General features: G+C 60.9%; 9 protein-coding genes and 2 pseudogenes. 8 read left to right on the forward strand and 3 right to left on the reverse strand.

What is annotated here, in order from left to right:
* Positions 1-91: 91 nt before the first annotated feature.
* The 3 genes and pseudogenes from ACJYUO_RS04360 to ACJYUO_RS04370 all read left to right on the forward strand — a co-directional run bounded on the left by ACJYUO_RS04360 (position 92) and on the right by ACJYUO_RS04370 (position 1,975).
* Positions 92-918: pseudogene (locus ACJYUO_RS04360) on the forward strand (IS5 family transposase).
* A 135-nt stretch (positions 919-1,053) separates the two neighbouring features.
* Positions 1,054-1,578: a hypothetical protein gene (locus tag ACJYUO_RS04365; RefSeq protein ID WP_494344173.1), complete on the forward strand. Its 525-nt coding sequence runs from the start codon at positions 1,054-1,056 to the stop codon at positions 1,576-1,578.
* Between the two features lie 127 nt (positions 1,579-1,705).
* On the forward strand, positions 1,706-1,975 hold the full coding sequence (locus ACJYUO_RS04370; protein WP_494344174.1) for an Ig-like domain-containing protein: 270 nt from the start codon (positions 1,706-1,708) through the stop codon (positions 1,973-1,975).
* Between the two features lie 157 nt (positions 1,976-2,132).
* Here ACJYUO_RS04370 and ACJYUO_RS04375 read toward each other — a convergent pair.
* From ACJYUO_RS04375 to ACJYUO_RS04385, 3 genes and pseudogenes are all read right to left on the reverse strand, one after another.
* Positions 2,133-3,137 (reverse strand): annotated as a pseudogene (locus ACJYUO_RS04375) (IS630 family transposase).
* Positions 3,138-3,304: 167 nt separating this feature from the next.
* On the reverse strand, positions 3,305-3,751 hold the full coding sequence (locus ACJYUO_RS04380; protein WP_494344175.1) for a UPF0179 family protein: 447 nt from the start codon (positions 3,749-3,751) through the stop codon (positions 3,305-3,307).
* Positions 3,752-3,847: 96 nt separating this feature from the next.
* Complete coding sequence (locus tag ACJYUO_RS04385) at positions 3,848-4,279, reverse strand: DUF5820 family protein (RefSeq protein WP_494344176.1); 432 nt, start codon at positions 4,277-4,279, stop codon at positions 3,848-3,850.
* 658 nt (positions 4,280-4,937) lie between these two features.
* Between ACJYUO_RS04385 and ACJYUO_RS04390 the strand changes: the two genes are divergently transcribed.
* From ACJYUO_RS04390 to ACJYUO_RS04410, 5 genes are all read left to right on the forward strand, one after another.
* Entirely contained in the window at positions 4,938-7,010 is a 2,073-nt protein-coding gene (locus ACJYUO_RS04390; RefSeq protein WP_494344177.1) for a PrkA family serine protein kinase, read from the forward strand.
* A 1-nt stretch (position 7,011) separates the two neighbouring features.
* Entirely contained in the window at positions 7,012-9,300 is a 2,289-nt protein-coding gene (locus ACJYUO_RS04395; RefSeq protein WP_494344178.1) for a PrkA family serine protein kinase, read from the forward strand.
* Positions 9,291-10,622 (forward strand): YeaH/YhbH family protein, encoded by a 1,332-nt coding sequence (locus tag ACJYUO_RS04400; RefSeq protein ID WP_494344179.1) that lies wholly within the window; start codon positions 9,291-9,293, stop codon positions 10,620-10,622. Before ACJYUO_RS04395 ends, ACJYUO_RS04400 begins: the two co-directional genes overlap by 10 nt.
* A 47-nt stretch (positions 10,623-10,669) precedes the next feature.
* On the forward strand, positions 10,670-12,697 hold the full coding sequence (locus ACJYUO_RS04405) for a SpoVR family protein (RefSeq protein ID WP_494344180.1): 2,028 nt from the start codon (positions 10,670-10,672) through the stop codon (positions 12,695-12,697).
* 132 nt (positions 12,698-12,829) lie between these two features.
* A complete protein-coding gene (locus ACJYUO_RS04410; protein WP_494344181.1) occupies positions 12,830-13,855 on the forward strand; it encodes a HEAT repeat domain-containing protein in 1,026 nt (341 codons plus the stop codon).
* Positions 13,856-13,870 lie beyond the last annotated feature (15 nt).

Genomic DNA, 13,870 nt, shown 5'->3' on the forward strand with positions numbered 1-13,870 from the left:
GGACTCGATCGGACGACTCTGATGAATCGCTGTACGGCGTCGGCTTCGACCGTCAGAACTAGGAAGTTGAAGCGGGAAACCGCCGATGTCCATGTCGAAGATTTCCCGCTTCACAAAGAAAGCAGTGCGATTAGCTAAAAATGCTGTTGGTGGACGAGGCAAAGTTGCCGCCCCCGAAGGGGGTGGCGGTTTCGCCGAGTACGCGGTGCTGTCGCTGCACTGTCTGCAGGTTTACCTCGAGAAATCGTATCGAGAAACACTTGATCTGCTGAGCGAGATGCCACATATTCTCGGGGAGATCGGCCTCGACGCGGCCGATCTCCCCGATCACTCGACGTTAGTGAAGTAGTTTGATAGAACCAAGACAGCACTCTGGCGAGTGCTGCTGCGCCTTTCGGCGCAGCTGCACGGCCCGAGCGGTCACGCCGCAATCGACGCGACGTTTTTCGACCGCGAAACCGCCAGCAAACACTACTGCCGGCGGACGAATTACCGCGTTCAGACGCTCAAAACGACCGCTCTCGTCGACACAGACAGCCACGCGATTCTGGACGTTCACTGTACAACCGAGAAAACGCACGACACACAGCTCGGCTGGCCGGTCGCCCGCCGCAACGCGGGCGACCTCGCCAGCCTCGCTGCGGACAAAGGCTACGACTGGATGCAATTACGCGAGAAACTCCGCAAAGAGGGCGTGAGACCGCTGATCAAACACGCGAGTTCCGGCCCATCGATTACGCGCATAACGCGCGGATCGATGGGCCTCGCTACCGCCAACGATCGGCGTATGAAACCGTCTTCTCAACGATCAAGCGCACGCTCGGCGACGCCGAGCGTGCGCGAGCGTGGTTTCGTGAGTTCCCTGAAATCGTGCTAAAATGTGTTGTTCATAACATCAAGCCTGCCGTGACACCGTGAAATCTGCCACGTCAGGCGATTCACCACGGCCCTAAAGTTGCTTCTTATATTCTAGCAAGGAGCGACGTTGATTCTTTTGATAAGCCACTAAAGCCGTCAGTCCCTTGGGCTAATGGATCCAATAGGTGGGCACTTATGTGGCATTATGAAGATCCGCCTGAGCTTAGTGACAAATATGCTCCTGGAGACTCGCCCCAGATGCCTTATTATAGTATCAAGACACATAGGGCAGAATTCCAACTTGACTTTGGAGATAATACCTTTGACGATGACCTGAATACAGATAACCACTTCCCAACTAAGGATACCTCTGATCCCGGGATCTCGTTCTCTATTGGAGCTGGGTTCGGTCCGGTCTCAGTGGGTGTAGGTAAAGCGATAACTGGTACAACGAATATTGGGTTTGATCATAAAGATAACTCTTACACTGAATGGGATTACGCGGTGAATAATATGCCAGATGGTCAAGACAATGCTGCAGGCGTTGTATTTGATGTTGTTGGAGGGAATAATGATGTAACGGCTGAGATGACTGCAGGGTGGGATCGTGGATATTACGTAACCAAAACTACTAGGAGTGGGCGGGAAACGTTGTACACTCGTGATGAAGGAAAAACATTTGATCTTGATGTTGATGTCACTCCATTGAACGACAGATAGAAGTAGGATCGAAAACATCATTTTATATGGACCGAAGAGAAGCAATAAAAAAATAAGTTCGGTATCAGTATGCTCTCTTTTCGGTGGATGCAGTTATTTTGATCAGAGTTCCGTATCTATTGCAATAATGAATAGATCAGACGAGGAAATTAGTCTGCAGATATCACTATCCCATGAAGGAGGAGAAGTTTATTCGAACAATTATAGTTTAGAACCCGGTAGTGAAATACGCGAAAATAGTATTGCCACTGGAAGACGTTATACTGTAACTGCAACTGTAAATGAGTCCGAGTGGTACACGCATACGTTAGAAATCCAAGGATGTGAGGAACAGCTGCTTACAGTCAGTATTCTCAGAGATAAATCCGTAGATTTCGGGAATAACGTCTGTAGTTGATTTGGCTTTGGTGAATCGCTGGACGGCGGAGATCTTCGGTGAGAAACTACGCTGCTTGAGGCGTCATACTGGGATGATTAGACTGTGACGTAGAAGATTTCGGCAGTGACGAAGCAGATAGTCGCTCTCACAATGCCTCAGAACACTATAGTAAGCGTTAGAAATGATTGCCCACTTTTGGAATCGAAAAGTTGGTCTAGAGCGGTATCGATCGCGGTGGTCAGTTGCTCAAGCGAGTCAAAGAATCGGTTGCTGAGAGCGTTTTGGAGTTGTCGCCAGCACTCTTCGACCGGATTGAATTACGGCGAATACGACGGTAACGTGACGAAGGCGAGGTCGTCACGGGCCGCCAGGTCCGTGACGGCCGACGCCTGGAAATACGGCGCACCATCTAGCACGACAATCAAGTCTTCTCTGAATTCGTTGCATAACGCGAGAATGAAATGTTTCGCGTGATCGGCGGTAACGTACTCGGTGAATCGTGAGAAGAAGCACTCGCCGTCTTCGGTGATCGCGCCGAGCAGACACGTCCAGTCGCGTTGACTGGAGAGTTCGACGCTCGGCCGCGTGCCGCGCGGAAACCACGCGGCACGTGGCTCGACTTGGACGGATTTCTTGGTTTGGTCGATGCAGACTATTTTGGCGTCCATCTCCGATCGCTTTTTTTTTTTGATCTCGTCGTGGAATCCCTCTTGGTCGGATTCTTCGGCTTCGGCGGCTCTACGGCGTGGCTTTTGATAGCTTAGTCCAGCTTCTTTGAGCAACCGCCGACAACTCGGGTAGGAGTACTCGACATCGTAGATGTCTTCAAGAAACTCCTGGACGAGCGCCGGCGTCCACGCCGACGCGTCAATCCCGACCTCGTCGGGCGGTTGGTGAACGGTTTGTTCGAACTCTTTTTGCTGCGATTCTGAGAGCTTTCGTTTTCTTCCGGATCTATGAGCATCAGATACAGCTTTCTCAAGCGGTTCGTTCGTATCAAGTCGCATCAGCCCGCTGTAGATTGTTCTTCGACCAGTATCGTGCCACTCGGCAAGTTCGGATTCGTTACACCGTTCTTGTACGCGATCGCCGCTAACAACCGTTGTATCGGCTTGTTTCCCTCGACGTTGTCGAGGGCGTCTTGGAGTTCTTCGACAGAGATTTCGTCGAGATGGTCCATTGACTACAGCAACAATCTCTGAGCGGAAAATTCTAACAGTTACTATAGAACCCGGAGCTGTATGGCGATTCACCAGAGCCGATCGGACGGAATTTCTCACTACAGAACAGGGAAGTACCCGACCAGCGGCCGTGCCGGAGCGAACGAGCGGAGAGCGTGCCCGTTCCCTACCCCTCGGTCTCGAGTTCGACTAACTCGAGCGAGCGATCGAGATGACAGACCTCGTGTGGCGGCTCGCCGACGATCTCCGAAATGCGGTACTCCTCGTCGAACTCGACGCCGTCGGGTTCGCAGTACTCGTGGCTCGGACAGTCGACGTACGGGCAGGGACCGGGCAGACTCGTTTTGCTCCCGGCGAAGGCCCCTTTCGAGGTGATGTTGGCCCGCGTCGGGGCGGGTTCGACCTCGACGGCACGAACCCCGCCGTCGTGCATGGCACACTCGAGCGTCTGGGCGTTTTCCCGGATGGAGGTAACACGATACTTCGTACCCGTGGAGAGATTCAGACACTGACTGCGGTAGGGACAGCCGGCACAGGCGTCGGCTTCGCCCTCGTAGACGAACTCGGTTCCCGGCTCGGCCAGCCGGGAGCCGATGAGCGTAACGGTCGACATGAGAGACGGTACTCGCCACTGGCGGTTAAGGTTCACGTCCCGAGTACGTGAGCCCGAAACGCGGTACGGAACCGGTATGGCCCGAAAACCGGGCAGTCAGTCGTCGCTGCCGTCGCCGGTGAGGTCATCGAGCCGTTCGAAGTACGGCGCTCGCGGCACCTGATACAGCCCCCGGTAGTCGATCTCGCCCGCGTCGAACTCCCTCGCGAGTTCGACGGTCCGCTCGAGGGCGGCGTCTCGCGTCGGGAATCGTAGCGTCTCGTTCAGCGAGACGTCCGGCTCGAGGTAGAGCGTGACGAACCAGTCCGCGGAGTCGGCGGTGTCGGCGGGGTTGACGCCGGGGCGGCGGGTCCGCTTGCCGTGGGTGAGATACAGCGTCGGCAGACACGGTGCGGGAAAGTCCGCGGCGTTGAAGATGTCCGGTCGGTACGCGAGCACGAGCCGACCGTCCTCGCCACGGCTCCAGACGGTCCAGCCGTCGGGCAGCCGCGAGCGGTCTACTCCCTCTTCCGCATCCGAGTCCGACATGGTCGCCGGTAGGACCGCCCGCCCTAAATCCTCGTCGTCAGCGCCGCCGGTTGTGGGTCGGCTCCGTCACAGCAGGTCGACCCCGATCGGCCGAGTCGATCCGTCGTGCTCACATTAGCGGGTGTGCTCCGAGAGACAATTGACGTGTCGTGCTATCATTCGACCAGCGCGCGCGAACTCACGTGGCCGTTGCAGGCCGGGAACTTATGCCGCAAACTCCCGAATGTGGGGTGTGATACCGAACATCAACACAGAGTTCTGGCAGTATTTTCCTGTAATAAAGTCCTGATAAATACCTTTTGGGGCTAAGGCTAAGTAGCTGGATTACTCACTCATTAAATACTATCGGTATCCGTTTGCCGGACCGATCCACTCCGCGCCCGTCCCCGGCGCATCGTTGCCCGAGCCCTGACGAGGCATCGCGCAACGTCAAGTGGTACGAGATGACATATGACACGGCACATCGCCGCCCACAACAGGGTCGCGCTCCCCGAGCGCCCTTCGAGGAGTTCGACGAGTACGACGCGTTCACGTCGGGTGACGCGAGGCGACGGATTCCGACGGTTCGGCCACGAGATGCAGCTGGTCGAACGACGTCCGCTCACGCTCCGCACTCGCGCGGACGACCGCACAGCAGACGGGGGAACCCCATGATACCATGACCGGTGACATCGAAACACTCGAGCAGCTCAGTACGGATTACAAGGAATCGATGCCCGCAGACCTGCGGGAAACCAAGTCCTTCGACTGGTACTTAGAAGAGGTCTACGAGGACCCGAAGGTGGCCCGCAACGCTCACCAGCGCGTCGCGGACATGTTCGACTACTACGGGACTACCTACGACGAGACCGAAGGGATGGTCGAGTACCAACTCGCGAGCGAGGATCCGCTGGGCGACGGCGAGAACACGTTCTACGGAAAGGTGATTCACCAGTCGATCCACGAGTTCGTCAACAAGGTCAAGTCTGGTGCCAGACGGCTGGGCCCCGAACGCCGGATCAAGCTCCTCCTCGGCCCGGTCGGCTCCGGGAAGTCCCACTTCGACAAGCAGGTCCGCAAATATTTCGAGGACTACACGCTCCGGGACGACGGCCGGATGTACACCTTCCGGTGGACCAACCTCTGTGACGTGATTCAGGATCAGGACCCGGCCGACGACACCGTCCGGTCCCCGATGAATCAGGATCCGATCGTGCTCCTTCCCTTAGAGCAGCGCCAGCGGGTCATCGACGACTTGAACGAGAACCTGGACGCGCCGTACACGATCCAAAACGAGCAGTCACTGGACCCCGAAAGCGAGTTCTACATGGACAGGCTGCTGGCGTACTACGACGACGACCTCCAGCAGGTCCTCGAGAATCACATCGAGATCGTCCGCTTCGTCGCCGACGAGAACAAGCGACAGGGCCTCGAGACCTTCGAGCCCAAGGACAAGAAGAACCAGGACGAGACGGAGCTGACCGGTGACGTCAACTACTCCAAGATCGCCATCTACGGCGAGAGCGACCCGCGGGCATTTGACTACTCGGGGGCCTTCTGTAACGCCAACCGCGGCATCTTCTCCGGCGAGGAACTGCTGAAACTCCAGCGGGAGTTCCTCTATGACTTCCTGCACGCGACCCAAGAGCAGACGATCAAGCCCAAGAACAACCCGCGGATCGACATCGATCAGGTGATCGTGGGTCGGACGAACATGCCCGAGTACAAGGACAAGAAGGGCGACGAGAAGATGGAGGCGTTCAACGACCGCACCAAGCGGATCGACTTCCCCTACGTCCTTAGCTACGAAGACGAGGCCAGCATCTACAACAAGATGCTCTCCAACGCCGACGTGCCGGACATCAACGTCGAGCCACACACTCTCGAGATGGCGGGCCTCTTCGGCGTTCTCACCCGGATCGAAGAACCCGACACCGAGACCGTCGGGCTGCTCTCGAAGGCCAAGGCCTACAACGGCGAGATCGACGAGGGCGACGACCTCGACATCAAGAAACTCCGCGAAGAGGCCGAACAGAAAGCCGAGATCGGCGAGGGTATGGTCGGCGTCTCGCCCCGGTTCATCGGCGACGAGATCGCCGAGGCCATCATGGACTCGAAACACCGCCAGCGCGGCTTCCTCTCGCCGCTGACGGTCTTTAACTTCTTCGAGGAGAACCTCGAACACCACGGTTCGATCCCCGAGGACAACTTCGAGAAGTACTACCGCTACCTCGAGACGGTCCGCGAGGAGTACAAGGAACGCGCCATCGAGGACGTCCGCCACGCGCTGGCCTACGACATCGACGAGATCCAGCGCCAGGGCGAGAAGTACATGGACCACGTGATGGCCTACATCGACGACGACACCATCGAGGACGAGTTGACGGGCCGCGAGCAGGAACCCGACGAGACATTCCTGCGCTCCGTCGAGGAGAAACTCGACATCCCCGAGGACCGCAAGGAGGACTTCCGGCAGGAAGTGAGCAATTGGGTCTCCCGGCGCGCTCGCGAGGGCGAGGCGTTCAACCCGCAGGACAACGAGCGCCTGCGTCGTGCCTTAGAGCGCAAACTCTGGGAGGACAAGAAACACAACATCAACTTCTCGGCGCTGGTGTCGGCAAACGAGTTCGACGACGACGAGCGCTCGGCGTGGATCGACGCGCTGATCGAACAGGGCTACTCCGAGGGCGGAGCAAAGGAGGTGCTCGAGTTCGCCGGCGCGGAGGTCGCCAAGGCCGAGATGGAAGACTAGCATGACCGGACACGACTACGTCACCGAGGCGGACCGCGCCCTCGAGGAGACCTACGAGGAGCCGATGAGCCTCGCCGCCTACGTCGATCGGATCTTCGAGAACCCACAGATCGCCTCCCACGCGTCGAAATACCTGCTCGAGGCGATCGAGGCCGCGGGCACCCGAACCGTGGTCGAGGAGGGCGAAGAGAAGGAGCGCTACCGCTTCTTCGACGATCCGCACAACGACGGCGAGCACGCGATCCTCGGCAACACCGAGGTCCTCAACGGGTTCGTCGACGACCTGCGGTCGATCGCCGCGGGCCGGGCCAAAGACGAGAAGATCATCTGGTTCGAGGGCCCCACGGCGACGGGCAAATCGGAGCTCAAGCGCTGTCTGGTCAACGGGATTCGCGAGTACTCGAAAACGCCCGAGGGACGGCGTTACACGGTCGAGTGGAACATCTCGACCGCCGAGGGCAGCGACCGCGGGTTGAGCTACGGCAGCGACGCCGCGAGCGCGTCCGAGGACCAGAACTGGTACGAAAGCCCCGTCCAGGCCCACCCGCTGTCGGTATTTCCCGAGGACGTCCGCGAGGACCTGCTCGAGCAACTCAACGGGGAACTCGACGATCACGTTCCGATTCAGGTCGACGCTCAACTCGACCCGTTCTCCCGGGAGGCCTACGACTTCCTCGAAGAGCGCTACCGCCGCGAGGGCGAAGACGCGCTGTTCTCGGCGATCACCGACGAGAGCCATCTCCGCGTGAAAAACTACGTCGTCGACACGGGACAGGGCGTCGGCGTCCTCCACTCGGAGGACGACGGCCCGCCCAAGGAGCGACTCGTCGGCTCGTGGATGCACGGCATGCTACAGGAACTGGATTCCCGCGGGCGCAAGAACCCGCAGGCGTTTAGCTACGACGGCGTCCTCTCGCAGGGCAACGGCGTCCTCACGATCGTCGAGGACGCGGCCCAACACGCCGACTTGCTCCAGAAGCTGTTGAACGTCCCCGACGAGCAGTCCGTGAAGTTGGACAAGGGGATCGGGATGGATGTCGACTCCCAGCTGCTGATCATCTCGAACCCCGATCTGGAAGCCCAGCTCAACCAGCACTCCGATCGCAACGGAATGGACCCGCTGAAGGCGCTCAAACGGCGGCTGGACAAGCACCGCTTTGGCTACCTGACGAACCTGAGCCTCGAGACGGAGCTGATCCGCCGCGAGTTGACCAACGAGACGAACGTCTGGGAGGCCGAGAGCTACGACGAACTCGCGGATCGCATCCGGGCACCGGTCCGGGTGACGGTCAAGGACCGCGACGGCGAGACGCGGGTCCAGGAGTTCGCCCCGCACGCGATCGAAGCGGCGGCGCTGTACGCGGTCGTCACCCGACTGGACGAGGAGAACCTCCCGAACGGGCTGGACCTCGTCGACAAGGCGCTGATCTACGATCAGGGCTTCTTACAGGAGGGCGACAGCCGCCGGGAGAAAGCGGAGTTCGACTTCGACGACGACGGCAACGACGGCGATCACGGGATCCCGGTCACCTACACGCGGGATCGGCTCGCGGAACTCCTCCAGACCGATCGGGACCGCCACCACGCCGACCTGTCGGTCGAGGATATCGTCATGCCCCGGGACGTGCTCAACGCCATGGTTGAGGGGCTGATCGACGCGCCGGTCTTCTCGACCGGCGAACGCTCCGAGTTCGAGAACCGCGTCGTTCCGGTCAAGAACTACATCTACGACCAACAGGAGTCAGACGTCATCGAGGCCATCATGCACGACAAACGCGTCGACGAGGAGACCGTCGCCGAGTACGTCGAACACGTCTACGCGTGGGAGACCGACGAGCCGCTGTACAACGACCGCGGCGAGCGCGTCGAACCCGATCCGCTGACGATGAAGCTGTTCGAGATCGAGCATCTGGGCCGGTTCGCCGAGTCCGAGTACGAGGGGAACCGCCCCCGCGAGAGCGTCCGGAACTTCCGCCGCGAGAAGGTCATCACGTCACTGAACCGTCACGCGTGGGAGCACCGCGACGAGGACTTCTCGGTCGAGGATGTCGACCTCACGGCCATCCCGGTGATCAAGACCGTCCTCGAGAGCCACGACTGGGACGACGTCGAGCGGACCTTCGAGGACTTCGACCCGCGCCAATGGAGCGATCCGCCGAGCGGGACCGAGACGGCCGCGGTCAAAGAAAGCACGATCGACACGATGGTCGACCTCTTCGGCTACTCGGCTGCGTCGGCCGAACTGACCAGCAGACACGTCATGGGACAGGTGAGCTACAGATGGGACTGAGAGACGACCTTGAGCGATTCCGCGAAGTCGGCGAACAGCGCCGCGAGGATCTGGCCGACTTCATCCAGTACGGCGACCTCGGACAGAGCCGGCCGGGCGAGATCAACATCCCGGTCAAGATCGTCTCGCTGCCGGAGTTCGAGTACGACCAGCGCGATCAGGGCGGGGTCGGCCAAGGCGAGGACGGCACGCCCGACGCCGGCCAGCCGGTCGGCCAACCCCAGCCCCAGCCGGGCGACGACGACGACGGCGAGGACGGCGAGCCCGGCGAGGAGGGCGGCGACCACGAGTACTACGAGATGGACCCCGAGGAGTTCGCCGAGGAACTCGACGAGGAACTCGGGCTCGACCTCGATCCCAAGGGGAAGAAAGTCGTCGAAGAAAAGGAAGGCCCGTTCACTGACCTCACGCGAAGCGGTCCCAACAGCACGCTCGACTTCGAGCGGATGTTCAAGGAGGGGCTCAAGCGCAAGCTCGCGATGGACTTCGACGAGGAGTTCCTGAAGGAACTCTGCAAGGTCGAGGGGATTTCGCCCCGCGAGGTCTTCGAGTGGGCCCGCGGCGAGAACCTCCCGGTGTCGATGGCCTGGATTCAAGAGGCCTACAAGGACGTTCCCGAGGAGGAGCGCGGCACGTGGGACTCGATCGAGGAGGTCGAGAACAACGTCGAACGCGAGAGCGTCCAACAGAAGATCCGCCGCGAGGGGGTCAAACACGTCCCCTTCCGCCGCGAGGACGAGCGCTACCGCCACCCCGAAATCATCGAGGAGAAAGAGAAGAACGTCGTCGTCGTCAACATCCGCGACGTCTCCGGCTCGATGCGCGAAAAGAAACGCGAACTCGTCGAGCGGACCTTCACGCCGCTGGACTGGTATCTGCAGGGCAAGTACGACAACGCCGAGTTCGTCTACATCGCCCACGACGCCGACGCGTGGGAGGTCGAGCGCGACGAGTTCTTCGGCATTCGATCGGGCGGCGGGACCAAGATCTCGAGCGCGTACGAGCTCGCGAACGAACTGTTAGAGGAGTACCCGTGGACCGACTGGAACCGCTATGTCTTCGCCGCGGGCGACTCCGAGAACTCCTCGAACGACACCGAGGAACGTGTCATCCCGATGATGGAGCAGATCCCGGCGAACCTCCACGCCTACGTGGAGACTCAACCCAGCGGCAACGCGATCAACGCCACCCACGCCGAGGAACTCGAGCGCCACTTCGGCACCGACGCCGAGGACGTCGCGGTGGCCTACGTCAACGGCGAAGCGGACGTGACTGACGCGATCTACGACATCCTCAGCACGGAAGGTGAGCAAGATGAGTAACGAAGCAAACGTCGTTCGCTTCGAACTCACGAAACCCGGTGGTTTTCATGAGTAAGTCAAATTCGAACGCGGACCGATTCCGCAAACAGGCGATCGCCAGTGATCTCGAGGAGCCGGTCGAAGAAGCCCGGAATCTCGCAGAAAAACTTGGACTCGAGCCCTACCCGGTCAAGTATTGGATCATCGACTACGACGAGATGAACGAACTCATCGCCTACGGCGGGTTCCAGAGCCGCTACCCCCACTGGCGGTGGGGGATGCAGTACGACAAGCAACAAAAGCAGGGCCAGTACGGCGGCGGGAAGGCCTTCGAGATCGTCAACAACGACAATCCGGCCCACGCCTTCCTGCAGGAGTCGAACACGGTGGCCGACCAGAAGGCGGTCATCACCCACGTCGAGGCCCACTCGGACTTCTTCGCGAACAACGACTGGTTCGGCATGTTCACCAGCGGGCGCGCCGACGAGGATCAGGTCAACGCGGCGGCCATGTTAGAGCGCCACGCGCGGGCCATCGACGAGTACATGTCCGATCCCGATATCGACCGCGCCGACGTCGAGAAGTGGATCGACCACTGCCTGACCCTCGAGGACAACATCGACCAGCATCAGGTGTTCAGCCGCCGGCTCGAGGTCGACGGCCCGGCCGAGGAGATCGACGAGGACCTCGCGGAGAAGTTAGACGAACTCGAACTCTCCGACGAGATCAAAGGCGAAGTGTTCAACGAGGAGTGGGTCGAGAAACTCGAGGACGAGGAGATCACGGGGAACTTCCCCGAACAGCCCCAGAAGGACGTGCTGGCGTTCGTCCGCGAGCACGGTAAGCAGTACGACGACGAGGCCGGCCGCGGCGTCGAGATGGAAGAGTGGCAACGCGACATCCTCGACATGATGCGCGCTGAGGCCTACTACTTTGCCGCCCAGAAGATGACGAAGGTGATGAACGAGGGGTGGGCCGCCTACTGGGAGTCGACGATGATGACCGACGAGGCCTTCGCCGGCGACGACGAGTTCCTCAACTACGCCGACCACATGGCGAAGGTGCTCGCCTCCGGCGGTCTGAACCCCTACAGCCTCGGCATGGAACTCTGGGAGTACGTCGAGAACACGACCAACCGCCGCGACGTGCTCGAGCACCTCCTGCGCGTCGAGGGCGTCTCGTGGCGCAACCTCACCGATGTCGTCGACTTCGAGGCGGTCCTCGAGACCCTCGAGCCGCCCGAAGCCATCGAGACGATCGAGCCCGACTCGCTCGACGACCTCGAGGAGGTTCCTGAGGAGTGGGTCGACCGCGAGGCCCTCGAGCGGGCCCGCGAGGGCGAGATCGACGTGTCGAAATACCCGTGGAAGGTGCTGACCGACGAGGGGCTGGCCCGCCGGCACTACTCGCTGGTCAAGCGCCAGCATCGGAGCTTCCTCGCGCGGGTCACCCAGAACGAACTCGAGCGGATCGGCCGCTACCTGTTCGACGACGCTCGGTACGCCTCGGTCGAGGAGGCGCTCGAGGACGTCGACTTTACGGCCGGTTGGGACCGGATGTTCGACGTTCGAGAGAGTCACAACGACGTGACCTTCTTAGACGAGTTCCTGACCCAGGAGTTCATCACGGAGAACAACTACTTCACCTACGAGCATTCGCAGGCGACCGGCCAGTTCCACGTCGCCAGCGACGCGGCCGAGGACGTCAAGAAGAAACTGCTCTTGCAGTTTACCAACTTCGGCAAGCCGACCATCGCGGTCTACGACGGGAACTACAACAACGCCAACGAACTGCTGCTCGGCCACCAGTACAACGGCGTCATGCTCGATCTGGGGCAGGCAAAAGAAACGCTCAAGCGGATCTTCGAGCTGTGGGGGCGGCCGGTGAACCTCCTGACGATCGTCAAGGAAGTCGACGAGCACGACATCGAGGTCGCCAAGCGCCGCAACCGCGAGCCCGAACCCGAAGAGCAGGGCAAGCTCATCCGGTACAACGGCGAGACGGTGACGACCGAGGACGTGCCGTGGGAGGAGGTCGAACACCTCGCGGCCGACGATGTCGACTACGACACCAAGCCCGACGAGTGGCTGGCGTAAGGCGACTCGGCTCCTGTTCCTCGCTTCCGGATCCGAACGAGTTCGGTTTCGCCGACATTCGGCGCGAACGACCGGCTGTTCGGGGCCAATCGGCCAGAACGATTTTATAGCCAATCTCCAATGCAGGACACGATGACTGGGGACGGGGGCGAGGCCGTCGAGCCCCGGGGCCGGGGGGCCACCGGAGTCGATCTGCCAGCGATCCTGACGCGACTCGAGGCAGAGGAACCGACGACACAACGAACCGCGGTGAAACGAATTCGAACCGCGATCGACGACCGGGGACAGACCGCCGCGTACGCGCCGACGGTGCCGAAGCTCCGAGCGCTGCTCGAGCGGCCCGAAATCGATTTTCACGACGAGGTGGCCGCCTGTCTCGCCGATCTGGCGGCCGAAGTGCCAACAGACGTTGCGCCGTCGACGGGGGCCATCCTCGGCGTCGCCGTCGAACGAGCCGACCAGCCCGTCACGGAAGAACTGCTTCGATGCATCGCCGCCGTCGCCGACGAGCGGCCGGACGTCGTGGCCGATCACGCCGCGGCGATCGCCGACGTACTCGAGGAGCGACGCGGCTACGATCGGTGGGGGATACAAGCGCTAGCGCACGTCTCGAGGGAGGAACCGACGGCGATCGAACCCGCGGTACCGGTCCTCACCGACGCGTTGGCGTCGGACCCGGACGAGTACGGGCTCCCGGCGCTTCGGGCGCTTGGGCGGCTGGCACGTTCCGGCACGACGCCGCCCTCTCTCGAGTTCGTCGCCCGCGCGGCTGCGCTCGTCGATCACGACGAGGCGGCCCTGCGCCACGCCGCGATCGGCTGTCTCGGCGATGCGGCCCGCTGTGATTCCGCCGCCGTCGAATCGGTCTGTGACGAACTCGGCGCACCGCTGTTGCGGGCCGATCCGGATACGCGAGCCATCGCGGCGGATGCGGTCGCCCGTCTCGCCGCAGAAAGCGAGTCCGCGATCGAATCGGTCCGCGGACCGGTCCTCGAGTTGCTCGCGGACGATCACCCGCGGGTTCGGGCGAACGCCTGCCTCGCGCTCGGGTACGGTCGCGTCGATGCGGCCGAATCCCGTCTCGAGGACCTCGCGAGCGAGGACCCGGCACCGACGGTTCGCGACCGCGCCGCGTGGGCCGTCGCACGGTTTTCGTAGCGACCGGAACGCACT

Source organism: Natrinema sp. CRL1 (genome assembly GCF_059162405.1).

What these genes read in the sequence shown, in the direction of transcription:
- ACJYUO_RS04365 (WP_494344173.1), top strand. Translation starts at nt 1,054, where the DNA reads ATGTGGCATTATGAAGATCCGCCTGAGCTTAGTGACAAATATGCTCCT.
- ACJYUO_RS04370 (WP_494344174.1), top strand. Translation starts at nt 1,706, where the DNA reads ATGAATAGATCAGACGAGGAAATTAGTCTGCAGATATCACTATCCCAT.
- ACJYUO_RS04380 (WP_494344175.1), bottom strand. Translation starts at nt 3,751, where the DNA reads ATGTCGACCGTTACGCTCATCGGCTCCCGGCTGGCCGAGCCGGGAACC.
- ACJYUO_RS04385 (WP_494344176.1), bottom strand. Translation starts at nt 4,279, where the DNA reads ATGTCGGACTCGGATGCGGAAGAGGGAGTAGACCGCTCGCGGCTGCCC.
- ACJYUO_RS04390 (WP_494344177.1), top strand. Translation starts at nt 4,938, where the DNA reads ATGACCGGTGACATCGAAACACTCGAGCAGCTCAGTACGGATTACAAG.
- ACJYUO_RS04395 (WP_494344178.1), top strand. Translation starts at nt 7,012, where the DNA reads ATGACCGGACACGACTACGTCACCGAGGCGGACCGCGCCCTCGAGGAG.
- ACJYUO_RS04400 (WP_494344179.1), top strand. Translation starts at nt 9,291, where the DNA reads ATGGGACTGAGAGACGACCTTGAGCGATTCCGCGAAGTCGGCGAACAG.
- ACJYUO_RS04405 (WP_494344180.1), top strand. Translation starts at nt 10,670, where the DNA reads ATGAGTAAGTCAAATTCGAACGCGGACCGATTCCGCAAACAGGCGATC.
- ACJYUO_RS04410 (WP_494344181.1), top strand. Translation starts at nt 12,830, where the DNA reads ATGACTGGGGACGGGGGCGAGGCCGTCGAGCCCCGGGGCCGGGGGGCC.